The organism is Corynebacterium sp. AOP40-9SA-29 (genome assembly GCF_052377405.1).
Classification (GTDB): Bacteria; Actinomycetota; Actinomycetes; order Mycobacteriales; family Mycobacteriaceae; genus Corynebacterium.
This window is the reverse complement of sequence record NZ_JBQSWR010000008.1, coordinates 62,432-84,616: the sequence shown is the minus strand read 5'-3', so window position 1 is coordinate 84,616 and position 22,185 is coordinate 62,432. Positions and strand designations below refer to the sequence as shown.

General features: G+C 69.2%; 24 protein-coding genes. 19 read left to right on the top strand and 5 right to left on the bottom strand.

Features of this window, described 5'->3' with window-relative positions:
- Entirely contained in the window at nucleotides 1–357 is a 357-nt protein-coding gene (locus ACT3SZ_RS13700) for an RNA-binding S4 domain-containing protein (RefSeq protein WP_444619487.1), read from the top strand.
- On the opposite strand, the gene ACT3SZ_RS13695 is transcribed toward ACT3SZ_RS13700, so the two are convergent.
- Genes ACT3SZ_RS13695 through ACT3SZ_RS13680 form a run of 4 tightly spaced genes read right to left on the bottom strand, consistent with a single transcriptional unit; the run spans nucleotide 339 to nucleotide 3,274 of the window.
- On the bottom strand, nucleotides 339–1,349 hold the full coding sequence (locus tag ACT3SZ_RS13695; RefSeq protein WP_444619485.1) for a GTP pyrophosphokinase: 1,011 nt from the start codon (nucleotides 1,347–1,349) through the stop codon (nucleotides 339–341). The genes ACT3SZ_RS13700 and ACT3SZ_RS13695 overlap by 19 nt on opposite strands.
- A complete protein-coding gene (locus ACT3SZ_RS13690) occupies nucleotides 1,346–1,876 on the bottom strand; it encodes a hypothetical protein (protein ID WP_444619483.1) in 531 nt (176 codons plus the stop codon). Before ACT3SZ_RS13690 ends, ACT3SZ_RS13695 begins: the two co-directional genes overlap by 4 nt.
- 16 nt (nucleotides 1,877–1,892) lie before the next feature.
- Nucleotides 1,893–2,726: a BRCT domain-containing protein gene (locus tag ACT3SZ_RS13685; protein WP_444619481.1), complete on the bottom strand. Its 834-nt coding sequence runs from the start codon at nucleotides 2,724–2,726 to the stop codon at nucleotides 1,893–1,895.
- Between the two features lie 11 nt (nucleotides 2,727–2,737).
- Complete coding sequence (locus ACT3SZ_RS13680) at nucleotides 2,738–3,274, bottom strand: TetR/AcrR family transcriptional regulator (RefSeq protein WP_444619480.1); 537 nt, start codon at nucleotides 3,272–3,274, stop codon at nucleotides 2,738–2,740.
- A 114-nt stretch (nucleotides 3,275–3,388) separates the two neighbouring features.
- Between ACT3SZ_RS13680 and ACT3SZ_RS13675 the strand changes: the two genes are divergently transcribed.
- Nucleotides 3,389–4,099: a hypothetical protein gene (locus tag ACT3SZ_RS13675; protein ID WP_444619479.1), complete on the top strand. Its 711-nt coding sequence runs from the start codon at nucleotides 3,389–3,391 to the stop codon at nucleotides 4,097–4,099.
- A complete protein-coding gene (locus tag ACT3SZ_RS13670; RefSeq protein ID WP_444619478.1) occupies nucleotides 4,099–4,617 on the top strand; it encodes a hypothetical protein in 519 nt (172 codons plus the stop codon). Before ACT3SZ_RS13675 ends, ACT3SZ_RS13670 begins: the two co-directional genes overlap by 1 nt.
- 72 nt (nucleotides 4,618–4,689) lie before the next feature.
- Here ACT3SZ_RS13670 and ACT3SZ_RS13665 read toward each other — a convergent pair whose 3' ends face one another.
- On the bottom strand, nucleotides 4,690–6,381 hold the full coding sequence (locus ACT3SZ_RS13665; RefSeq protein WP_444619477.1) for a hypothetical protein: 1,692 nt from the start codon (nucleotides 6,379–6,381) through the stop codon (nucleotides 4,690–4,692).
- Nucleotides 6,382–6,473: 92 nt separating this feature from the next.
- Between ACT3SZ_RS13665 and hisD the strand changes: the two genes are divergently transcribed.
- The 16 genes from hisD to pyk all read left to right on the top strand — a co-directional run bounded on the left by hisD (nucleotide 6,474) and on the right by pyk (nucleotide 22,182).
- Nucleotides 6,474–7,793, top strand: coding sequence for a histidinol dehydrogenase (hisD, locus tag ACT3SZ_RS13660; protein ID WP_444619476.1), 1,320 nt, complete (start codon nucleotides 6,474–6,476; stop codon nucleotides 7,791–7,793).
- Complete coding sequence (locus ACT3SZ_RS13655; protein WP_444619475.1) at nucleotides 7,794–8,930, top strand: histidinol-phosphate transaminase; 1,137 nt, start codon at nucleotides 7,794–7,796, stop codon at nucleotides 8,928–8,930.
- Nucleotides 8,927–9,523 (top strand): imidazoleglycerol-phosphate dehydratase HisB, encoded by a 597-nt coding sequence (gene hisB / locus ACT3SZ_RS13650; RefSeq protein ID WP_441579362.1) that lies wholly within the window; start codon nucleotides 8,927–8,929, stop codon nucleotides 9,521–9,523. The genes ACT3SZ_RS13655 and hisB overlap by 4 nt, the downstream gene beginning before the upstream one ends.
- A complete protein-coding gene (locus ACT3SZ_RS13645) occupies nucleotides 9,520–10,809 on the top strand; it encodes an MFS transporter (RefSeq protein WP_444619473.1) in 1,290 nt (429 codons plus the stop codon). Before hisB ends, ACT3SZ_RS13645 begins: the two co-directional genes overlap by 4 nt.
- A gap of 28 nt (nucleotides 10,810–10,837) precedes the next feature.
- Nucleotides 10,838–11,497: an imidazole glycerol phosphate synthase subunit HisH gene (gene hisH, locus ACT3SZ_RS13640; protein WP_444619471.1), complete on the top strand. Its 660-nt coding sequence runs from the start codon at nucleotides 10,838–10,840 to the stop codon at nucleotides 11,495–11,497.
- Between the two features lie 68 nt (nucleotides 11,498–11,565).
- The gene (priA, locus tag ACT3SZ_RS13635) at nucleotides 11,566–12,324 is read left to right on the top strand and encodes a bifunctional 1-(5-phosphoribosyl)-5-((5-phosphoribosylamino)methylideneamino)imidazole-4-carboxamide isomerase/phosphoribosylanthranilate isomerase PriA (protein WP_444619469.1); all 759 of its coding nucleotides are present in this window, start codon (nucleotides 11,566–11,568) and stop codon (nucleotides 12,322–12,324) included.
- Nucleotides 12,317–13,324, top strand: coding sequence for an inositol monophosphatase family protein (locus ACT3SZ_RS13630; protein ID WP_444619468.1), 1,008 nt, complete (start codon nucleotides 12,317–12,319; stop codon nucleotides 13,322–13,324). The genes priA and ACT3SZ_RS13630 overlap by 8 nt, the downstream gene beginning before the upstream one ends.
- Before the next feature lie 7 nt (nucleotides 13,325–13,331).
- Entirely contained in the window at nucleotides 13,332–14,108 is a 777-nt protein-coding gene (gene hisF, locus ACT3SZ_RS13625) for an imidazole glycerol phosphate synthase subunit HisF (RefSeq protein WP_444619466.1), read from the top strand.
- Nucleotides 14,105–14,500: a phosphoribosyl-AMP cyclohydrolase gene (hisI, locus tag ACT3SZ_RS13620; RefSeq protein WP_444619464.1), complete on the top strand. Its 396-nt coding sequence runs from the start codon at nucleotides 14,105–14,107 to the stop codon at nucleotides 14,498–14,500. The genes hisF and hisI overlap by 4 nt, the downstream gene beginning before the upstream one ends.
- Nucleotides 14,493–16,034, top strand: a complete 1,542-nt coding sequence (locus tag ACT3SZ_RS13615) for an anthranilate synthase component I (protein WP_444619462.1) — start codon at nucleotides 14,493–14,495, stop codon at nucleotides 16,032–16,034. Before hisI ends, ACT3SZ_RS13615 begins: the two co-directional genes overlap by 8 nt.
- A complete protein-coding gene (locus ACT3SZ_RS13610) occupies nucleotides 16,031–16,723 on the top strand; it encodes a TIGR02234 family membrane protein (protein ID WP_444619460.1) in 693 nt (230 codons plus the stop codon). The genes ACT3SZ_RS13615 and ACT3SZ_RS13610 overlap by 4 nt, the downstream gene beginning before the upstream one ends.
- A 107-nt stretch (nucleotides 16,724–16,830) precedes the next feature.
- Nucleotides 16,831–17,643, top strand: a complete 813-nt coding sequence (gene trpC, locus ACT3SZ_RS13605) for an indole-3-glycerol phosphate synthase TrpC (protein ID WP_444619458.1) — start codon at nucleotides 16,831–16,833, stop codon at nucleotides 17,641–17,643.
- Between the two features lie 30 nt (nucleotides 17,644–17,673).
- Nucleotides 17,674–19,011, top strand: coding sequence for a tryptophan synthase subunit beta (trpB, locus tag ACT3SZ_RS13600; RefSeq protein ID WP_301441700.1), 1,338 nt, complete (start codon nucleotides 17,674–17,676; stop codon nucleotides 19,009–19,011).
- Nucleotides 19,011–19,784 carry a tryptophan synthase subunit alpha gene (gene trpA / locus ACT3SZ_RS13595; RefSeq protein ID WP_444619456.1) on the top strand — a complete coding sequence of 258 codons (774 nt, stop codon included), beginning with the start codon at nucleotides 19,011–19,013 and terminating at the stop codon, nucleotides 19,782–19,784. Before trpB ends, trpA begins: the two co-directional genes overlap by 1 nt.
- Entirely contained in the window at nucleotides 19,781–20,770 is a 990-nt protein-coding gene (gene lgt / locus ACT3SZ_RS13590) for a prolipoprotein diacylglyceryl transferase (RefSeq protein ID WP_444619454.1), read from the top strand. Before trpA ends, lgt begins: the two co-directional genes overlap by 4 nt.
- Entirely contained in the window at nucleotides 20,767–22,182 is a 1,416-nt protein-coding gene (gene pyk, locus ACT3SZ_RS13585) for a pyruvate kinase (RefSeq protein WP_301441697.1), read from the top strand. The genes lgt and pyk overlap by 4 nt, the downstream gene beginning before the upstream one ends.
- Nucleotides 22,183–22,185: the final 3 nt, after the last annotated feature.

The following is a 22,185-nucleotide window of genomic DNA, read 5'->3' as shown; positions in this document are numbered from 1 at the left end:
ATGGCGCGGATCGACGCGTGGGTGTGGTCCGTGAGGCTGTTCAAGACCCGCTCCGCCGCCGCTGACGCCTGCCGTGCCGGCCACGTGAAGGTCAACGATGCGGCGGTGAAACCCGCGCAGACCATCGCGGTGGGCGATACCGTGCGTGCCTGGGTGAACCACCGCGAGTACATCGTGGAGGTCGCCGAGATCGTGAGCAAGCGCGTCGGCGCGCCGCATGCCCGGCAGTGCTACGTGGACCATTCGCCACCACCCCCACCGAAGGAGGTGCTGGCGTCGATCCCGCGGCGCGACCGGGGTGCCGGGCGGCCCACCAAACGGGAGCGCCGCCAGATCGATCAGCTGCGCGGGCGCTGACCCATACGCTGCCACCGGTTGCCCAGTCGGCCCGGCCGCGAAGACGCATGGTCGCCGATATGCACCGTGCGCCGGATGTGGTCACGGCCGTAGGTGAACAGCAGCAGGTCATCGATGAGACGCACCTGCCCGGGCGGGTAGTCGTAGCCCATCGTTTCCTGTAGCCGGGCCAGTGCCTCGGGGGAGCACAGGACGCTGAGTTCGCCGATGGTGGTGACACCGTTGGCCGCGAGCATGTCCACGGCGAAGCGGTAATACTCGGCCTTCGACATGGGGTAGCCGCCGCCCACCAACATCGTGAGCACGCCGGGCAGCATCGTGGCGGTAAGTTCGGTGTCCGCGGTGTCCCCGGACTCGTCGGGGTCCTCTTCGACGCTGGTGGCGTGCGCGACATTGTCGAACTGCTGGTCCGCCAGTTCGATTAGCCCGGCCGCCAGCGTGAACGCACGGTGGACCTCCGGACTGAGCTCGTGGCCGGGGTTCTTGTAGCGCACGTCGTGCTCGAACTCCGCCCACGCGTGCTGCAGCACGGTGCGCACCTGGATCTCAATCAGCCGCCCGTCCAGATCCGTGCCGCCGGATCCCTCGACCAGGGTCGGCAGCCTGCGCCCGCTGATCCTGGCGATCACGTGGGAGGAGGCGTAGCCGAACTCGCCGCGCACCGCCGTTTGCGCCGCCTTGTCGGTGACCGAGACGACGTCGAACAGGCTGCGCATCACCTCTACCAGCAGGACGATGTCGGAGGTGGTGTACACCGTGACCCGCACGCCAAGCACGTCGTAGGCGGAATCGAAGTCCTGGTAGTCGGGGTGGGCGGAGTCGTGGATCTTCGCCAGGTAGCTGCCACGATCCTTGATACGCACCGATACCTGGTCGAAGGCCAGGCCCGCGTCCGAAAGCTCGTCGGAGAGGACCTTCTGGATGTCGGACACCACGGTGGGGTGACCGGCGAGCCAGGAGTCGAAGTCGTGCAGGACGGCGGAATCTTTCATGGCACCGACTCTAGCGCCTTGCAGTGCCCGGCCGAGATGTCGATCGGGCCGGTGCACGGTACTGAGGGTGTCGGTCCCGAGGAGACGAACAGGCGTTGGTCGGCGGTGACGTGAACGGAGGCCGTAGGGGAGAGGTGGTGGTCGTCCCCGCCCAGGATGCGGTGCGTCGGGATTGCGAGCAGGGGGTGGGCGATCAGCCCGGCGGCGGGGAAAGGGGCACCGATGACCGCGATCTCGCGCACGCCCCCTCCGTCGTCGCGGTGGCGCAGGGCTGTGCCGTGTACAGCGGTGAGGTCGCCCAGGATGCTGAGCATGTCCGTGGCGGCCTGCTGCCACAACAGTGCCGCGCTACTGCGGTGCACGCTCAGATCGGCGACGGTGAGTGGGGTGGGCCCGTCGTGCACTACGGCGACCAGGCCGCCACCCAGGGGGACGCTCAGCGGCGCGGTGGGTTCGAAAGGATCGAAGGTGTCGAAGGTGGCGTGCTCGGCGGTGGTGACGGTGTGGAGGTGGAGTTTCCGGCTCATACCGGTAGAGGGACTCCTAGAAGGGCGCGGAGGTTCCCTTCACCTCGTCGAGATCCGGGCGCCGCGGCTTGCCCAACGCGGCGAGGAACTCGTTGAAGGTCCACAGGGAGATCTCCTGGCCCTTGTCCTTGAGCTCGCGGGCGCGCTTCTCCTTGCTGGTCACCGAGTCCCATTCGCCCATGACCAGCAGCGTGGTCTTCTTGGTGACGTTCTTTCCGACCGTGCCGCCGGCCGCAGCGATCATGTCCCACACCTCACCCTTTTCGTAGGGGGCGAAGTCGCCGGTGACGGTCACGTTCTGGCCGAAGACGGGGCCATTGGCGTCCGCTGCGGTATTCGCCTCCGGGACGGTGTCCGGGGTGGCGACGCGCTTCCACGTCTGCTGCGGGGCGGAAGTACTTGTGGAGGCCGGTTTCTCGGCAGCCTTTTCGGCCACCTTCCCCGCCGGCTCCTCCACCGGCTCAGCGGGCGTCTCGGGCACCCTCTCCAAGGGCTGGCCCGACTGCAGGTTCGTCAGCAGCTGGTGCACGGTGGCGAACTCCTCCTGCTGCCCGGGGGCAAAAACCACCACGTCGGACGCCCCGCGCGTCGCGGGGAAACCGCGTACCGGACGCAGTGCGGCGTTCGCTGGCGCGGTCGCCAGGGAGAACTGGATCCAGCCGGGCGAACTCGCCGTCGGCGCGTGGCGGTACCAGCCGCGCAGGTCCGCCGGAGCCACGGTCAATTCGGCGAGCTCGGGTGGCAGCAGTGTCTGGCCCATCGGCGTCCGGCGGACGCGGACCCCGTCGCCGTCGACCGTGACGTCCGCCCCGTGTGCGGTGACCGTGTGCGCTGCTGCCGTGGTGCTCATGGCGTCCGATCCTAGTTGGCGACGCCGTCGAGGACGAGGTCGACCCCGGAGAGCACCTGCGACACCGGACGCGGCGCCCCGCCGGCGGCCTCGGCGGTCTGCAGGTCCGTCGCCGCACCCAGCAGATAGCGGGACAGCACCCAGCCGGTCAGTTCACAGTCCTGTGCCGGGGAGCCCTCCAAGGCAGCGGCCAGGGTGTCGGCCGGGTCGTGGCCGCTGGTGCCGGCCGCCAGCGCGGCGGCGACGACCTCGGCACCGTCCCGTACCGCCAGCAACCCCTCGAGCACACCCTCCGCCGCGGCGTAGGTGCGTGCACGCCAGTCGGGCGGCCCTGCGTCCGTCCCAGCGTCCTGCGTCTGTTCGGTGCCCAGCAGGATCCGCTCCGCGATCCCGCCGAGCAACTCCTGCTTGCTGGGGTAGTGCCAGTACAGGGCGCCGGGGGCGACCTCGAGGGTCTTGGCCAGTCGCCTCATCGTGAGGTCGCCGAGGCCGTACTCGGAGAGGATGTCGAAGGCGGCGGCGTGGATTCGGTCGCGGTTGAGCTGCACCCCGCCCAGTGTAACGACCCAGCGTAATGATCCGGGGGAGTGCGGCTAACGTTCCGGTGACGGGCGACGTTGTAGGGTCGTAGCTGTAGTACGAGTGCGAGAAGGGAACCTTTCATGTCACCACGGGTGTCTGGCCGCCGGCCGGGAATCACCAAGGCGGTCCTCACCGGTGCCGTCGCCGTAACACTGGCGACGACGCTGGGCCTGTCCGCCTGCGGCTCGGACGACGACGCCGACGAGGCGTCAACGAGCACGTCCAGCGCGTCCAGCACAGCCAGCAGTTCGTCGAGCGCTACCAGCGCTGCGGCGTCCTCCGAGAACCCTGAAGGGTCCGAGGATGCTGGTGCCGAGGACGCGGAGGGCGCTGAAGATGCCGATGCCGAGAACCCGGACGGTGCCGAGCCCGCCCCGGAGGACAACCAGGACGGCGTGGACGCCCAGGGTGGCGACAACAGTGCCGCCGGTGCCCCCGCAGGTCAGGACGACGCCGCGCAGATCACGGCTCTTGAAAGGGGGTTCGCTGAGGATCGTACCTACAGTGAGTACCTCCGGTACACCTATGAACACACCTGTAACGCCGATCTTGAACAGACCGTGGGGGGCCGCGAAGCGGCCATGGAGGACGCTGACGCCAACGGTGAACTGGGGCAGAAGCGGGTCAGCGAGGTAATGGCTTCGCTCCCAATCATTCACGGTGTCAATGACATCCGTGTGAATGGTGACCGCGCAACTGCTAATCTCGATCAGACTATGAACGGGAACCGTCAGACTCTGCCGAAGAACTACGTCCGTGAAGACGGACAGTGGAGGACCTGCATCGCCTGATGGCATCTCGTCGAACACTGATCGGACAGTCGGCGAAGACCCTCACGGTCTTCCTGGCTGTCTTCAGCATTTCCGGACTCCTGTGGGGTTGGTGGCGTCCCGCGATCACCGCCGTGATCACCGACACCGGCGCGGCCGAGGTCGACCCGGCGACGTCCGGTGCCCCGTTCCTCTCTTTCGCCGTCTTCGCCGCGGCGACCGGCCTGCTCGGCGCACTGCTGGCCGGCTGGTCGTTCTGGCGATCGCCCCGGCTGCGCGGCCCGGTGATGATGATCGCCGTGATCGTGCTGGCCTTCCTCGGTGCCGCGGTTTTCCTGCTCTTCGGCAACTGGCTGGCCGAGACCCTGCACGGCACGGAGATCACCGCCGGACTTGCCGACAGCCTGAGCCCGGGTCAGGACTTCACCATCGTGTCCCGGGTGACCGGGGCTGCTGGGTTCCTCGCGGCACCGGCTGCGGCGGCGGTCGTCTACTGGACCTGCTCGCTGTTCGCCCCGGACACCGCCTTCGAGCGGTAGGCCATGTCAGCTGGGTCATGCCCCAGGTAAGAAAAACACCGTTTTCCTACCTGGGGCATGACTTAGCTGACATCAGCCCTCGCGCAGCTGCCGCAGTTCGCGGTAGGCCTGCCAGACGGACCCCTCGTCGCCGGAATCCTCTAGGTCTGTCCCTAGCTCATTTCCCAGCTCATCCTCCCCAGCGCCCGTCTCCTCCGGCACGAGGCGCAGCTGCCCGTGAGCTCGGTCCAGGGCCACGTCGCAGGAGGAGTTCTGGCCGAGCTCCAGGTGCAGCGACGCCGCGGCGACCCAGTTCATCGCGGCACTGCTGTGGTCGTGGGCGTCGGTGAAGGACCTGGCGGCACGCGTGGCGTATTCCAAGGCGAGGTCCTCGCGTCCGGCGTCCTCCCAGATCGCCGACATGTCCTCATTCCAGTCACCCAGGTGCCAGGAGAACATCGGGTCGTCGGCGAGCCCGTCGGAGCCCTCCAGGATCCGGCGGGAGCGTTCCATCATCTCCACGGCACGTGAGGTGTCGCCCACGTTGAGGTGCTCGCGCGCGGCCGTGCGCAGCGCCTGCGCCGCGGCTAGCGGGCGGTCGAGTTCGCGGTAGAGCGTGCAGCTGCGCTCCAGCAGGTTGGCGGTCACCACGTGCTGCCCAGAGGTCGAGGCGGCCACGCAGGCCATGGTGAGACAAGCGAGGGTGCGTTCGGTATCGGGGGAGAACATCGACCAGTCGGCCGTCGCTACGGCCAGGGCGAGTCCCTCCTCCAGGTTGCCCACGCCGATCGCGGCGCGGGCGCGTACGGCACGCAGGTTCAGCACGGCAGGGGAGACCGGTGCCCCGGCTGCCGCCTCGTCGACGCGCACGGCCAGGTCGTGGGCGGCGGCGTAGTCGCCGTCGGCGTTGAGCAGCTGGCAGGCCTGCTCCGCCCGGTGCATTCCTTCCAGGGGCGCGCCCAGTTCCAGGGCGATTTCGGCGCACTGGCGCCAATGCTCCAGGACCGTGTCGTTATCGTCCTCGGTGAGGGCGAAGTAGCCGAGCAGGTCGTGGGCCTCGTAGCGGGTGGTGGGGGAGTCGGAGGCCAGCATCGTGGTCGCCACGGCGACAGCGGCCTCCACCTCGCCGTCGGCGTGCAGTTGCTGGGCGCGGGTGAGCTCCCGATCGCCGATGGCTCCATGGCTGGTGGTGAACCTGTCGGCGAGGTCGCGGAAGACCGGACGCAGCGGGACGGTCTGCGGTGTCGCCAGCGACGTCGCGCAGGTCAGCCCACCCATCGCGGCCAAGGACAGGCACGTGGCCTGGTGGCGCGGCAGGGTGGCCCCGGTGATCGAGGCGTCCTCCCCGAGGGTGGGGCCGTCGGCGTCGGGACGAAAGGCGAGGATCGAGGCATGCAGGTCGTCGAGCAGACGGGCAGCCGGCGGCAGATCGGCCAGATCCACGCCATCGGACTCCACGACCATCGCCACCAGGCACAACGCCGAGTCGGCGAGGACGGCAGAGGCGTCGTCACCGGTCTCGCGGGCCAGGTGTCGCCACTGCATGACCGCCTCGGCGGACTCTTCGTGCAGTTCCAGGCGGTCGGCAACGGCGGCGCGCAGGACGTAGAACTCGGTGCGCAGGTGCGCCGGGGCGTCCTGCGGCAGGTCTGTCGCAGGATCGGCGAGCCAGTGGCGAGTGCCGAACTGGCTCGTGAGACGCCAACTGGTGGCGTGGTCGCCGGCGGACGTGGCGGCGACGGACGCCTGCAGCAGGTCGACGAGCGGTAGCGGGTGTGAGGACACCGGCGGTGACCCTCCGTCCTTTCCTCGGTGCGGTAACGGGCTAGAATCACAACACGTTACCCGTTCACCGACCCTGGAGACGATCCCACGCCATGCTCTCGCGCCTGGACCTGAGGGGCCAGACCCCCTCCACCGCCGAACTTCGTCGAATCCTGCCGCGCGGCGGCACCGACATCGACCATGTTCTCCCCGCGGTGACACCGGTGGTCGAGGCCGTCCGCGATCGCGGAGCCGAGGCCGCCCTGGAGTACGGGGAGACCTTCGACCACGTCCGCCCGCCGTCGGTGCGCGTGCCGGAGGACGTCATCGCCGCCGCTCTGCGCGACCTCGACCCGACGATCACCGACGCCCTGGGCGAGGCCATCCGCCGCGTCCGCGCCTTCCACGGCGCCCAGAAGCCGCAGGACGCTTCGGTCGAGGTCGCCCCCGGCGGCGTGGTCTCCGAACGCTGGATCCCGGTCAACCGCGTCGGGCTCTACGTGCCCGGCGGCAATGCCGTGTACCCGTCCTCGGTGATCATGAATGTCGTGCCCGCCCAGGAGGCCGGCGTCGGCAGCCTGGTGGTGTCCTCGCCGCCGCAGGCCGACTTCGGCGGCTGGCCGCACCCCACCGTGCTCGCCGCCTGCGCCCTGCTCGGCGTGGACGAGGTCTGGGCCGTCGGCGGTGGTCAGGCCGTCGCCCTGATGGCTTACGGTGACTCAAGCGATCCCGAGCTCGAGCCGGTCGACATGATCACCGGGCCCGGCAATATCTTCGTCACCGCCGCCAAACGGCTGTGCCGGTCGGTGGTCGGCATCGACTCCGAGGCCGGCCCCACCGAGATCGCCGTGCTCGCCGACTCCACCGCCGACCCCGTCGCCGTGGCCTATGACCTCATCAGCCAGGCCGAGCACGACGTGATGGCCGCCTCCGTGCTGATCACCGACTCCGTGGAACTGGCCGACGCCGTGGACCGCGAGATCGAGGCCCGCTACCAGGTCACCCTCAACGCCGACCGGGTCGCCGAGGCGCTGACCGGCGAGCAGTCCGGCATCATCCTCACCGACAGCCTCGACGAGTCCGTCCGTGTGGCCGACGCCTACGCCGCCGAGCACCTGGAGGTGCAGACCTCCGACTCGGCGGCCGTGGCCGCCCGGATCACCAACGCCGGGGCCGTGTTCGTGGGCCACTACGCGCCGGTGCCGCTCGGCGACTACGCCGCCGGGTCCAACCACGTGCTGCCCACCTCCGGCACCGCCCGGCACTCCTCGGGCCTGTCGACCCACACCTTCCTCAAGCACGTCGACGTCATCAGTTACGACCGTGGCGCGCTCAAGGAGGTCGCCGACACGGTGACTGCCCTGGCCGACGCCGAGCAACTGCCCGCCCACGGCGAGGCCGTGCGTGCGAGGTTCGAGAGCGAGGAACGTTAGATGACTGACAACGCCGCCCAGATCACCCTGTCCGACCTGCCGCTGCGTCCTGAACTGCAGGGCAAGTCCGCTTACGGTGCCCCGCAGCTCAGCGTGACCAACCAGCTCAACACCAACGAGAACCCGTACCCGCCCAGCGAGGGCCTCGTCGAGGACCTCGTCGCCGAGGTCCGTCGCCTGGCGTCCACCCTCAACCGCTACCCGGAACGCGACAGCGTGGAGCTGCGCCAGGAGCTGGCGTCCTACGTGACCCGCCAGACCGGCGTCACGGTCGGGGTGGACAATGTGTGGGCCGCCAACGGGTCCAACGAGATCCTGCAGCAGCTGCTGCAGGCCTTCGGCGGGCCCGGGCGCAGCGTGCTCGGGTTCACCCCGAGCTACTCGATGCACCCGATTCTCGCCGCCGGTACGCAGACCGAGTTCCTCGAGCTGCCGCGCAGCGCGGTGGACTTCGGCATCGACGTCGATGCCGCGGTGCGCACCATCGAGGAGAACCGTCCCGACATCGTCTTCGTCACCACGCCGAACAACCCCACCGGCGGGGTTACCAGCGTGGCCGATCTGCGCCGCATCCTGGATGCCGCGCCCGGCATCGTCATCGTCGACGAGGCCTATGCGGAGTTCTCCGCCGAACCCAGCGCCACCGCGCTGATCGCTGAGTACCCGTCCAGCCTGGTGGTGTCGCGCACCATGTCGAAGGCCTTCGACTTCGCCGGCGGACGCCTGGGCTACTTCGTCGCCGACCCCGCCTTCATCGAGGCGGTGATGCTGGTGCGCCTGCCGTACCACCTGTCCACGCTGTCGCAGGCGGCGGCGACCGTCGCCCTGCGTCACAGCGACGAGACCCTGGCCACCGTCGACGCCTTGCGAGACGAACGCGACCGGGTCGTCGCCGCACTCGTGGACCTGGGTTACGGTGTGGTGCCCAGCGAGTCCAACTTCATCTTCTTCACGCTGCCCGGTACCGGCTCCGGCACCAGTTCCTCGGCCCACGAGGTCTGGCAGCGCTTCCTCGACCGCGACGTGCTGATCCGCGACGTCGGGGTCCCCGGCCACCTGAGGATGACGGTCGGGCTCCCGCAGGAGAACGACGCCTTCCTCGCCGCCGCCGCAACGATCATCGGAGATTTCACGTGAGAACCAGCCGCATCGAACGCACCACGAAGGAGTCCTCGATCACCGTCGAGATCAACCTCGACGGGACCGGGACGACCGACATCGCCACCGGCCTGCCCTTCTTCGACCACATGCTCACCGCCTTCGGCTCCCACGGGTGCTTCGACCTGACCGTGCACGCCGACGGCGACACCGAGGTCGACGCCCACCACACCGTCGAGGACACCGCCATCGTGCTCGGCCAGGCGATCAACGAGGCTCTCGGCGACAAGAAGGGCATCCGCCGCTTCGCCGACTCCCACATCCCCATGGACGAGACCCTCGCCCACGCGGTGGTGGACGTCTCCGGGCGCCCCTACTTCGTGGGTACCGGTGAACCGGAGACCATGCTGACCACCGTGATCGGCGGGCACTACGCCACCGTGATCAACGAGCACTTCTTCGAGACGCTGGCCTTCAACGCCCGCATCGCCTTGCACGTGCGCTGCCTCTACGGCCGCGACCCGCACCACATCACCGAGGCGGAGTACAAGGCGGTCGCCCGGGCGCTGCGTGCGGCGGTCGAGCCGGACCCGCGAGTGACGGGGGTGCCGTCCACCAAGGGGACGCTGTGAGCGTTCTGAAGGTCAGGGGCGTGCCCCTGATGCTGCTGAGCGTGTTCTGCGCGTTCCTCGGCTGGTCGATGCTGCTGCCGGTCATCCCGGTGGCGATGCTCGACGCCGGCTACGGCGACTCGCTGGCGGGCCTGTCCACCGGCATCTTCATGGCGGCGACGGTGATCACCCAGGTCTTCGTGCCGCGACTGCTGCGCCGGTGGGGCTACGTCCCGGTGATGTTCTGCGGTGCGGTGCTGCTGGGTGTGCCGTCGGCGCTCTACCTCATCGACGCCGGGTCCTGGCTGATCCTCGCGGTGTCCGCGGTGCGCGGCGTGGGCTTCGGCGCGGTCACCGTGGCGCAGTCGGCGCTGCTCGCCGAACTCGTGCCTGTGCAGCAGCTCGGCCGGGCGAACGCCTTCTTCGGCGCCTCGATCGGTGTCGGCGAGATCATCGGGTTCACCGTCGGCCTGCCGCTCTACACCGCCGCCGGCGACGTGGTCTTCCTCGTCGCCGTGGCCTGCGGCGTGGTCGGCGGTGCCGGTGCACTCGGCATCCCGTCGCTACGCGCGGCGAGCGTGGGCAAGGACGCTGCGGCGGGAACGCAGGACGCTGCGGCGTCCGATGCGTCTGATGCGTCCGCCACCGTGCGCGCCCCGCTGTGGAAGCTGGTGCTGGTGCCGATTGTGGGACTGTGCACCGGGGCGATGGGCTTCGGCGCCTTCTCCACCTTCACCGCCCCCGCCGTGGGCGGGATCGACGCGTCGGCGGCGGCCACCCTGGCCGGTATCACGCTGGCCGTGATCGGCGCCGGCCAGATCCTGGGCCGCACCATCTCCGGCTGGTGGGCCGACCGCATGGGCGAGCCGGGACGACTGGTCGTGGCAGCCTCACTGTTCTGCGTCGGTGGCATGCTGGCGATGTCCACGCTGATCCACACCGCCCCGGTCGGGGCGGCGCTCATCGCCGGCGCCCTGGGTGCCGCGGCGGTATTCGGACTCGGCTTCGGTGCGATCCAGTCCGAGACCCTGCTGATGATGTTCTCGCGCATGCCCAAGGAGCGGGTGTCCGAGGCCTCGGCGATGTGGAACATCGGCTTCGACTCCGGCACGGGTGCCGGGTCCACGGTGCTGGGTGTCACGGCGACCTCCACCGGCTACGGCGGGGCCTTCCTCGTCGGCGCCGGACTGGTCGGTGTCGGCACCGCCACGCTGGCCGGCGACCGTGTGCTGGGACGCTCCCGCGTCACCGAGCACCAGAACGTCCGCACGCGCCTGCGTAGCTTGCGTACCCGGGGCGGATCCTGAGACCCGCGGCCTTGTAGGATCTCTGCACATGGTGGAAAAAGCAGCTCCCACGGTCGCGCTCCTGGACTACGGTTCCGGCAACCTGCGCTCGGCGCAGCGGGCGCTGGAGCACGCCGGTGCCCACGTCACGGTCACCGCGGACCCGGACACCGTCCTCGCCGCCGACGGTCTGCTCGTGCCGGGCGTCGGCAACTACTCGGCGTGCATGACCGGGCTGCGCGCCGTGCACGGTCCCCGGATGATCGGGGAGCGGCTCGCCGGGGGACGTCCCGTCCTGGGCATCTGCGTGGGCATGCAGGTCCTCTTCGACCGCGGGGTCGAGGGCGGCGGGCTGGACGGCACCGGGGCCGAGGGCTGCGGCGAGTGGCCGGGCACGGTGAGCCGCCTGGAGGCGTCCGTCCTGCCGCATATGGGCTGGAACACCGTCGACGCCCCCGCGAACTCCCAGATGTTCGCCGGCGCCGCCGCCGACGAACGCTACTACTTCGTGCATTCCTACGGTGCGCGCTCCTGGGAACTGGAGACCGACGGGCACACCGTGGCACCGTCGGTGACCTGGTCCACCCACGAGGACTGCCGGTTCGTCGCCGCCGTCGAGAACGGCCCGCTGTGGGCCACCCAGTTCCACCCGGAGAAGTCCGGGGAGGCCGGCGCCCGGTTGCTGCGCAACTGGCTCGCCACCCTGTAGCTTCCTGCCCTGTAACTTCCCAGCCAGACCACCACCAGCACCCTGAACCACGCGATAGGATACTTCTCATGACCCTCACCCTGCTCCCCGCCGTCGACGTCGCCGATGGACAGGCCGTACGCCTGGTCCAGGGGGCCGCCGGCTCCGAGACCAGCTACGGTGCACCACTGGACGCGGCCCTGGCCTGGCAGAACGCCGGTGCCGAGTGGGTCCACCTCGTGGACCTGGACGCCGCCTTCGGCAAGGGGAGCAACTTCGACCTGCTCAACGAGGTCATCGGGCGGCTCGACGTGAAGGTGGAGCTCTCCGGCGGTATCCGCGACGACGCCTCCCTGGAGCGCGCCCTGTCGACCGGTTGCCGCCGGGTCAACATCGGTACGGCCGCCCTGGAGAACCCGGAGTGGTGCGAGAAGATCATCGCCGAGCACGGTGACCGGGTCGCCATCGGCCTGGACACCCGCCAGGTCGACGGCGAGTGGCGGCTGCGCGGGCGCGGCTGGGTCTCCGACGGCGGCGACCTGTGGGAGGTCCTGGAGCGCCTGGACTCCCAGGGCTGCTCGCGGTTCGTGGTCACCGACGTCTCACGCGACGGGATGCTCAACGGCCCGAACATCGACCTGCTGCGTGATGTGGCTGCGGCCACCTCAGCCCCGGTCGTCGCCTCCGGCGGTATCTCCAGCCTTGACGACATCCGCGCCCTGGCCGGCGTGGCGAACGAGGGCGTGGACTCCGCCATCGTGGGCAAGGCCCTGTACGCCAACAAGTTCACCCTTGAGGAGGCCCTCGCGGTCACCAGGGAAGAAGCCCAGGCGGTGCCCGGTGAGTGACAGTAGCGACGAGATCGACACCCGCGCACTGCTGGCCATCGCCGAGGCCGCGGTCGACGAGGCGGAGGCGACGTTCTCTGCCGCCGTCGGCGCCGAACCCTCGGTGATGAAGAGCCCGGGCGACTTCGCCACCGAGGCCGACCTCAGCGTGGAACGCCAGTTGCGTCACCTGCTGACCAGCTACACGGGCCTGCCCGTGCATGGCGAGGAGTACGGGGTGGTACTTCCCGGCGAGCCGGTGGAGGTCAACCCGAACGACGGCATGGCCGACGACCTCGACGGGCCGCGCCGCGACAGGAGCGACAGACCCGCCTCACCAGAGCGCGGCGAGTCGCTCAGCCGCGCCGACGCGGACAAGAACCCCGGCCTCGACGAGCTGCCCGAGACCTGCTGGGTCGTCGACCCGATCGACGGCACCGCCAACTACGCCGTGGGCAATCCGTTCTGCTGCATCCTCGTCGCCCTCGTGCACAAGGGTGAGGCCGTGGTCGCAGTCACCGAGATGCCGCTGCTCGGCCAGCGCATCACCGCGCGCAAGGGCCACGGCCTCTACATCGACGGGCACCCCGCGCGTCCGATGCTGCCGTCGAACCCGGGCATCACGCAGATCAGCTTCGGCTCGATTTTGTCGCAGCGCCGCGGCAACCTGCCGATCTCGTACCGCCAGGACATGCTCAACGCCATCGGCCGGACGTACCCGCGCATGCGCGTCACCGGTTCGTGCGGCATCGACCTGGCATTCACCGCCGCAGGCATCTTCGGCGGCACGGTGACGTTCAGCCCCAACCTGTGGGACAACGCTGCCGGCCTGCTGCTCGTCCGGGAGGCGGGTGGAGTGGTCACCGACTTCAACGGCGACCCGTGGCGTCCCGGCGTCTCCGGCCTGGTGGCCGGCGAGCCGGAGGTGCATTCCATCCTGCTCGACCACATCCGTTCGGTGCCGATCGGCACCGCCGCACGCAATGCCCAGGAGATCATGGACCGGGGAGGAATAAGGTGAGTATCCGATGAGTGTCGCTGTACGGGTCATCCCGTGTCTGGACGTCGACGACGGCCGCGTGGTCAAGGGGGTCAACTTCCTGAACCTGCGCGACGCCGGCGACCCCGTGGAACTCGCCGCACGCTACGACGCCGAGGGTGCCGACGAGTTGACCTTCCTCGACGTGTCCGCCTCGAAGGACGGCCGTGGCACCATGCTCGACGTGGTCCGCCGCACCGCCGACCAGGTGTTCATCCCGCTCACCGTCGGTGGCGGGGTGCGCTCGGAGGAGGACGTCAACCAGCTGCTGCGCGCCGGTGCGGACAAGGTGTCGGTGAACACCTCGGCCATCCACCGTCCGGAACTGCTCAGTGAGCTCTCCGCCCGTTTCGGTGCCCAGTGCATCGTGCTGTCCGTCGACGCCCGCCGCGTGCCTGCCGACGAAGACCCCCAGCCCAGCGGTTTCGAGGTCACCACCCACGGCGGCTCACGCTCCGCCGGCATCGACGCGGTGGAGTGGGCCGTGCGCGGCCAGGAACTCGGCGTCGGGGAGATCCTGCTGAACTCCATGGACGCCGACGGCACCCGCGACGGCTTCGATCTCGACCTGCTCGCCCAGGTGCGCGCCGCGGTGACCATCCCGGTCATCGCCTCCGGCGGGGCAGGACGCGTCGAGGACTTCCCGCCCGCCGTGCAGGCGGGCGCGGACGCCGTGCTCGCCGCGTCCGTCTTCCACTTCGGCGACATCGCCATCGGCGAGGTCAAGGACGCCATGGTGGAGCAGGGGATCGAGGTGCGCCGATGAGCGCGCTGACCAGCAACGAGGATGTTCGCGGCGTCGAGCTCGACGCGGACGTGGCCGCCCGCCTCAAGCGCGATGCGTCCGGCCTGGTCGCCGCGGTCGTGCAGGAGCACGGAACCGGCGACGTCCTGATGCTCGCCTGGATGGACGACCACGCGCTGGCGCACACCCTGGCCACCCGCAAGGCGACCTACTGGTCGCGCTCCCGGGGGGAGTACTGGGTGAAGGGGGAGACCTCCGGGCACACCCAGTACGTCCACGACGTGCGTCTCGACTGCGACGGCGACACCATCCTGCTGACCGTCGACCAGACCGGCGGCGCCTGCCACACCGGGGACCACACCTGCTTCGACGCCGACCGGCTGCTCCAACCTGAAAGACCTGTAGATGACTGAGTACGACACCGCCGACCCCTATACGATCACCGACCGGGCGACCTTCCGCCGCCTGGCCGCGCGCAACCGGGTCGTCCCGGTCGCGCGCAAGGTCCTCGCCGACGGTGAGAGCGCGATGAGCGCCTACACCAAACTCGCCGGCGGACGTCCCGGCACTTTCCTGCTGGAGTCCGCGGCTCCGGGGCAGTCCTGGTCACGCCACTCCTTCATCGGTACCGGCGCGCGCTGCGCGCTGACCGCCAAGGACGGCGACGTGCACTGGATCGGCACCCCGCCGGCAGGTGTTCCAGAAGGTTCCGACCCGCTGGAGGTGATCCGGGAGAGCCTGGAGCTGCTGCACACCGACCCGGTGCCCGGCCTGCCCACCCTGACCTCCGGTCTGGTGGGGTACATGGGCCACGACGTGATCCGCTACATCGAGGACCTCCCCGATACCTGCACCGATGACCTGCAGGTCCCCGATATGGTGCAGCTGCTCGCCGACACCCTGGCGGTCATGGATCACCACGAGGGCACCATCTGGCTCATCGCCAATGCGGTGAACTGGGACGGATCCGACGACCGCGTCGACGCGGCCTACGACGACGCCGTTGCGCGCGTCGACGAGATGGAGCGGCGCCTGGCGTCCGGAGAACACCTGCCCTCGGCGACGTTCAGCACCCCGGCGCCGCAGCCGCGCCGGCAGCGCACCCTCGACGACCACAAGGCCCGCATCGAGACGTGCAAGGAGCACATCCGCGCCGGCGACGCCTTCCAGATCGTCCTGTCGCAGCGCTTCGAACTCGACACCGACGTGCCGGGTGTAGACATCTACCGCATGCTGCGGGTCTCCAACCCCAGCCCCTATATGTTCCTGCTCAACGTGCCGGACGACTCCTTCACCGAGACCGCCTTCCAGATCATCGGCTCCTCGCCGGAGTCGCTGGTGCAGGTCTCCGACGGCCGGGTGACCACCTTCCCGATCGCCGGGTCCCGCCCGCGCGGCGCCAGCTACGAGCAGGACGAGCTGCTGGAGAAGGAACTCGTCAATGACGAGAAGGAGAACTCCGAGCACCTGATGCTCGTGGACCTGGGCCGTAACGATGTGGGCCGGGTATGCACGCCGGGCACGGTGGAGGTCCACGACTTCCGGCATGTGGAGCGCTACAGCGCGATCATGCACCTGGTTTCCGGGGTCAGCGGACGGCTCGCCGAGGGCAAGACTGCCCTGGACGCCTTCGTCGCGACCTTCCCGGCCGGCACGTTGTCCGGCGCGCCCAAGCCCTCTGCCCTGGGCATCATCGACCAACTGGAGGACACGCGACGAGGTGTCTACGGTGGGACCGTGGGATACTTCGACTTCTCCGGCAACGCCGACCAGGCCATCGCCATCCGTACTGGCCTGTACAAGGACGGCACTGTCTACGTACAGGCCGGCGGCGGCATCGTCGCCGACTCCGACCCCGACGCCGAGGACGAGGAGACCCGGAATAAGGCCTTGGCGGTGCTGCGCGCCGTCGCCGCCGCCGAGACCATGCAGGACGTGGCACGGTGAAGCGCCTCGGAGGACGCGGCCTGGCCCTGCTGCTGACCGTGCTCGGTGCCGCCGGACTGTGGGGCGCGGGCCAGATGACCTGGCTGACCGTCACGGTCGAGGACGACAAGAGTGGCGAGTCCGTCAAGAACATCATCGGCTCGGTGTGGGACGCCGCCGGCACCCCGCTGGCCCTGGCCATGCTCGCCGCGGTGATCCTGTCCATGGCGCTGCAGCCCCTGGCCCGACGGATCCTCGGCGGCATCTCCGCACTGTTGGCGGCCGCCGCCGGTTTCGCCGCGGTGAACTTGCTCTCCGGCGACCCGGACCTGGACCGGGCCCAGGCGCTGCTGGTCAGTGGTGCGGGCACGCAGCGCGAGTCCGACCCCGTGCAGATCTCCGAATGGGCCGTGGTGCTCGACGGGCAGGTGCACACCTGGCCGGTCGTGCTCTTCCTGATTTCCGCTGCCCTCGGCGTGATCGGTGGTGTACTGCTGGCGATGAAGCCGGGTGCCGCGCGGTCCGGCCACAGCAAGTACGAGACCCCCGAGGCCCGCCGCGAAGGCGTGGAGAAGGACCTCGACGACAACCCCGGTTCCGGACGAGTCCTCTGGGACGCCCTCGATGCTGGGGTGGACCCGACCGATCGTGACGCGCAGGATCGTGACGCGCAGGATCGTGACACAGGCGACGACGCCCGCCCGGTGTGAGCTTCACATCACCCCGATGTCATTCCCGCCGGGGTGTGGCGTTAGCATTGATTCTTTCAGCTGCACCAGATACTTGACCTCAGATACTTGACCTCCTGGGAGGAACGATGGCAACCGTACTCGACGACATCATCGCCGGCGTGCTCGAAGACACCGCGCGGCGCGAGTCCGCGGTCCCCTTCGCCGAGATCAAGGCCATGTCCCTGGACATGCCGCCAGCCTTGGATGCCCGCGCGGCCCTGGCCGGCCCGGAGGTGAGTGTGATCGCCGAGGTAAAGCGGGCGAGCCCGTCCAAGGGGCACCTCGCCGATATCCCCGAGCCCGAGATCCTGGCCAAGGCCTATGCGTCCAACGGGGCCAGCGTGATCAGCTGCCTCACCGAGGAGCGGCGCTTCCACGGCTCGCTGGCCGACTTCGACAAGGTCCGCGCGGCCGTCGACGTGCCGCTGCTGCGCAAGGACTTCACCGTCAACCCGTACCAGATCCACGAGGCCCGCGCCCATGGTGCGGACGTCGTCCTGCTGATTGTCGCGGCCCTAGACCAGGACCGGTTGACCGCCCTGCTGGACCGCACCGAGTCCCTCGGGATGACCGCCCTGGTGGAGGTCCACTCGGAGGAGGAGGCCGACCGGGCCGTCGCCGCCGGAGCGTCCGTCATCGGCGTCAACGCCCGCAACCTCAAGACCCTCGAGGTCGACCCCGGTGTGTTCTCCCGCATCGTGCCGCGGCTGCCGGACAGCGTGGTCAAGATTGCGGAGTCCGGGGTGCGCAATACCTCCGACCTGCAGGCCTACGCCAACGCCGGGGCGAACGCGATCCTGGTGGGCGAGGGGCTCGTCACCGCGGCGAACCCGGGGCAGGCCTGCCGTGCGCTGGTCGCCGCCGGGCAGCACCCCGCGTTCCGCCCGGAGCCGAAGTGACGTCCGCGGCGTAATGTACAGTTCCTGGGTGTGAGTACACCATCCGGGAACGACAGAAGTGACTTCAAGAACACGCTCGGCCTGCCGACGGCGGGGGAGGTCCTCGCCGTGCCGACCGCGCACGACGCGGACGACAACGGTCACTGGGGCAACTACGGGGGACGCTACATCCCCGAGGCCCTGATGGCCGTCATCGAGGAGATCCAGGACTCGTGGGCGAAGGCCCGGGCAGACCAGGACTTCCTCGACGAGCTCGACGAGCTGCACCGCAACTACACCGGCCGGCCATCGCCGCTCTACTTCGGCGCACGGTTCTCCGAGGCCGTCGGTGCCGACGTGTGGTTCAAGCGTGAGGACCTCAACCACACCGGTTCGCACAAGATCAACAACGTGCTCGGCCAGGTCCTGTTGGCCAAGCGCATGGGTAAGGCCAATGTCATCGCCGAGACCGGTGCCGGCCAGCATGGTGTCGCCACGGCCACGGCGTGTGCCCTGCTGGGTCTGGAGTGCCGGATCTACATGGGTGAGGTGGACGCGCGCCGCCAGGCCCTCAACATCGCCCGCATGCGACTGCTTGGCGCGGAGGTCATCGAGGTGACGGTGGGTTCGGCGACGTTGAAGGACGCCATCAACGAGGCCATGCGTTACTGGGTCGCGAACGCCGATGACACCTACTACTGCTTCGGCACCGCGGCCGGCCCGCACCCCTTCCCGGAGATGGTCCGGGACCTGCAGCGCATCATCGGTGTCGAGGCGCGCGCGCAGATCCTCGCCGCGTCCGGTCGTCTGCCGGACGCGGTCATGGCCTGCGTCGGTGGCGGCTCGAACGCCATCGGCCTGTTCCACCCCTTCATCGACGACGAGGGTGTGGCCCTCATCGGCGGCGAGGCCGGTGGCGACGGGGTGGAGACCGGACGCCACGCCGCGCCGATCACCGTGGGCTCCGAGGGTGTCTTCCAGGGGTCCTTCGCCGCGCTGATGCAGAACGAGGACGGCCAGATCACCGAGTCGCACTCGATCTCCGCCGGTCTGGACTATCCGGGCGTGGGCCCGGAGCACTCCTTCCTGGCCAAACAGGGTCGGGCGGAGTACCTTCCGGTCACCGACACCGAGGCGATGGAGGCCTTCCGACTGCTGACCCGCACCGAGGGCATCATCCCCGCCATCGAGTCCGCCCATGCCGTCGCGCTGGCGGTGAAGGTCGGTGCCGAGTACACCGCGGGGGAGAGGACGACATCGGACGGGGCACGGCCGGTGTTCATCGTCAACGTCTCCGGACGTGGCGACAAGGACGTCGACACCGCCGCCACGTGGTTCGGCATGCACCCGGAGCAGGGCGAGGCACACACGGACGAGGAGAACAACTGATGAGCACACTGTCCGAGGTCTTCACCTCCGCCCGGGCCGACGGCCACGCCGCCTTCGTCGGCTACCTTCCGGCCGGTTACCCTACGCTGGACGACTCCGTGGAACTGGCGACCACGCTGGCCCGCCACGCCGACCTCATCGAGGTGGGCGTGCCCTTCACCGACCCGATGATGGACGGCCCGACGATCCAGGAGGCCGCGACGACCGCCCTGGAGGCCGGTTTCCGCGTCCGCGACACCTTCACCGTGGTCCGCGCGATCACCGAGGCCGGCGGCAATGCGGTCATCATGAGTTACTGGAACCCGATCCTGCAGTACGGTCCGGAGAAGTTCGCCGAGGACCTGGCTGCGGCCGGTGGCCTCGGGTCGATCATCCCGGATCTGCTGCCGGAGGAGTCCGCCCGCTGGAACGACGCCTGCCGGGCCAACGGCCTGGACAACGTCTACCTCGTGGCACCGTCCACCACCGCCGAACGCCTCGACCTCACGGTCAACGCCGGTGGCGGGTTCATCTACGCCCAGTCGCACATGGGCGTCACCGGCGCGCAGGAGGACGTCTCCTCGGATGCCCGCGACCTCGTCGCGCGCACCCGCGCGGCCACGGACCTGCCGGTCGCCGTCGGGCTGGGTGTGAAGAATGGTGACCACGCCGCCGCGATCGCCGACTACGCCGACGGCGTCATCGTCGGTTCCGCGCTGATCTCCGCGGCGTCCTCCGGGGTGGACGCACTGGAGACCCTGGCCAAGGACCTGTACGAGGGGGTCCGTCGGTGAGTACGCAGATCCTCGCCGCGATTCCCTCGCCGCCGCAGGGTGTGTGGCACCTGGGCCCGGTGGCCTTGCGCGCCTATGCGCTGTGCATCCTTACTGGGATCGTCGTGGCGGTGTTCTGGACCGTGCGGCGCTATGTGGCGCGCGGCGGATACCCGGAGACCGTGATCGACTGCGCGATCGCCGCTGTGCCCGCCGGCATCATCGGTGGACGGATCTACCACGTGATCACCGATCACCATCTGTACTTCGGTGAGGGGCGCGACTGGGTTGATGCCTTCAAGATCACCAACGGCGGCCTGGGGATCTGGGGTGCCGTGGTCCTCGGCGGCCTGGCCGTGTGGGCGGTGCTGGCGTACAAGAAGGTGCCGCTGGCTCCCTTCGCCGACGCCGTGGCCCCGCCGATCCTGCTCGCCCAGGCCATTGGTCGCCTCGGTAACTGGTTCAACCAGGAACTCTACGGTGGCGAGTCTGATGCCCCCTGGGCACTCGAGATCTACCGGCGCGTCGACGCCGACGGCAACATCGACCAGATGGACGGGGTCTCCGACGGCACCGTGCTGGCGACCGTGCAGCCCACGTTCCTCTACGAGCTGTTGTGGGCGCTGCTTGTGGTGCTCGTGCTCGTGTGGGCCGACCGCCGGTTCCGCCTCGGCGGCGGGCGGGTGTTCATGCTCTACGTGGCGGGCTACACTTTCGGGCGTTTCTTCATCGAGTCGATCCGAACGGACGCGGCGACGACCGTCTTCGGCGACGTGCGCATCAATAGCGTGGTCTCCGCGGTGGTCTTCGTCGGCGCCGTGGTCCTGTTCGTGCTCACCCGATCGCGTACCCGGGAAGAGCCGGAGTACGTGGCAGGGCCGCCGCGTGAGGATCTTGAGGAGGACAGCGAAGGGGAACGTGAAGGGGACGCTGAATCCGATGCAGAAGCTTCTGAGGCATCCCGTGGTAGCGGTCGCGGGGGCACAGGGTTATCCTCGGACAGGTGAGTAGACGCACCAAGATTGTATGCACCCTGGGCCCGGCAGTGGCCTCCGCCGACAAGATCCGTGAGCTCGTTGGGGCGGGGATGAACGTCGCCCGCCTGAACTTCTCCCACGGTGAACACGCGGATCACCAGCAAAACTACGAGTGGGTCCGGCAGGCCGCCGAGGAGTCCGGCAGCTCCGTCGGTGTTCTCGCCGACCTGCAGGGCCCCAAGATTCGCCTCGGCCGGTTCGCCGAGGAGAAGACCTACTGGGAGACCGGTGAGGAAGTCCGGATCACCGTCGATGACGTGTCTGGCACCCACGACCGGGTCTCCACCACCTACAAGCAGCTCGCCCGTGATGCCCGCCCCGGCGACCGCCTCCTCGTTGACGACGGCAAGGTCGGCCTCGTCTGCAAGGCCATCGACGGTAACGACGTGGTCTGCGAGGTCGTCGAGGGCGGCCCCGTCTCCAACAACAAGGGCGTGTCCCTGCCCGGCATGAACATCTCCGTGCCGGCCCTGTCGGAGAAGGACATCGCCGACCTGCGTTTCGCCCTGACCATGGGCGCGGACGTCATCGCGCTGTCCTTCGTCCGCTCCCCGGCGGACGTCGAGCTGGTCCACGAGATCATGGACGAGGTCGGCCGTCGCGTGCCGGTCATCGCCAAGCTGGAGAAGCCCGAGGCGGTTGACGCACTCGAGCCGATCATCCTCGCCTTCGATGCCATCATGGTCGCCCGTGGCGACCTGGGTGTCGAGGTTCCGCTGGAGGAGGTGCCGCTGGTGCAGAAGCGCGCGGTGCAGATCGCCCGCGAGAACGCCAAGCCCGTGATCGTCGCCACCCAGATGCTGGACTCGATGATCGAGAACTCCCGCCCGACCCGCGCCGAGGCGTCCGACGTCGCCAACGCCGTACTCGACGGTGCGGACGCGGTCATGCTCTCCGGCGAGACCTCGGTGGGCAAGTACCCGGTGGACACGGTCAAGACGATGTCCCGCATCGTCACCGCCGCCGAGATCGACGGCGAGGTGCCGCCGCTGTCCCACGTGCCGCGCACCAAGCGTGGCGTGATCAGCTTCGCGGCGAAGGACATCGGCGAGCGGCTCAACGCCCGCGCGCTCGTGGCCTTCACCGCCTCCGGCGACACCGCCCGTCGTGTGGCCCGCCTGCGCTCTGACCTGCCGCTGCTGGTGTTCACCCCGTACCAGGAGGTGCGCAACCAGCTGGCCCTGACCTGGGGTGCGGAGTCGTACCTGACCAACGAGGTCTCCACCACCGACGAGATTATGAAGGAGGTGGACTCCATCCTGCTGGGCAAGGCGGGTTACACCCGGGAGGACGCCGTGGTCATCGTGGCCGGTTCGCCCCCCGGAACCGAGGGCAACACCAACATGATCCACGTCCACCTGCTCGGCGAGGACACCGCGTAGAAG

Excerpts from the sequence above, each read along its gene's own strand:
- hisD (WP_444619476.1), top strand. The coding sequence starts at position 6,474 with ATGCTCTCGCGCCTGGACCTGAGGGGCCAGACCCCCTCCACCGCCGAA.
- hisH (WP_444619471.1), top strand. The coding sequence starts at position 10,838 with ATGGTGGAAAAAGCAGCTCCCACGGTCGCGCTCCTGGACTACGGTTCC.
- ACT3SZ_RS13700 (WP_444619487.1), top strand. The coding sequence starts at position 1 with ATGGCGCGGATCGACGCGTGGGTGTGGTCCGTGAGGCTGTTCAAGACC.
- ACT3SZ_RS13695 (WP_444619485.1), bottom strand. The coding sequence starts at position 1,349 with ATGAAAGATTCCGCCGTCCTGCACGACTTCGACTCCTGGCTCGCCGGT.
- hisF (WP_444619466.1), top strand. The coding sequence starts at position 13,332 with ATGAGTGTCGCTGTACGGGTCATCCCGTGTCTGGACGTCGACGACGGC.
- ACT3SZ_RS13615 (WP_444619462.1), top strand. The coding sequence starts at position 14,493 with ATGACTGAGTACGACACCGCCGACCCCTATACGATCACCGACCGGGCG.
- ACT3SZ_RS13685 (WP_444619481.1), bottom strand. The coding sequence starts at position 2,726 with ATGAGCACCACGGCAGCAGCGCACACGGTCACCGCACACGGGGCGGAC.
- trpC (WP_444619458.1), top strand. The coding sequence starts at position 16,831 with ATGGCAACCGTACTCGACGACATCATCGCCGGCGTGCTCGAAGACACC.
- hisI (WP_444619464.1), top strand. The coding sequence starts at position 14,105 with ATGAGCGCGCTGACCAGCAACGAGGATGTTCGCGGCGTCGAGCTCGAC.
- ACT3SZ_RS13675 (WP_444619479.1), top strand. The coding sequence starts at position 3,389 with ATGTCACCACGGGTGTCTGGCCGCCGGCCGGGAATCACCAAGGCGGTC.
- trpA (WP_444619456.1), top strand. The coding sequence starts at position 19,011 with ATGAGCACACTGTCCGAGGTCTTCACCTCCGCCCGGGCCGACGGCCAC.
- priA (WP_444619469.1), top strand. The coding sequence starts at position 11,566 with ATGACCCTCACCCTGCTCCCCGCCGTCGACGTCGCCGATGGACAGGCC.
- ACT3SZ_RS13655 (WP_444619475.1), top strand. The coding sequence starts at position 7,794 with ATGACTGACAACGCCGCCCAGATCACCCTGTCCGACCTGCCGCTGCGT.
- ACT3SZ_RS13690 (WP_444619483.1), bottom strand. The coding sequence starts at position 1,876 with ATGAGCCGGAAACTCCACCTCCACACCGTCACCACCGCCGAGCACGCC.
- ACT3SZ_RS13670 (WP_444619478.1), top strand. The coding sequence starts at position 4,099 with ATGGCATCTCGTCGAACACTGATCGGACAGTCGGCGAAGACCCTCACG.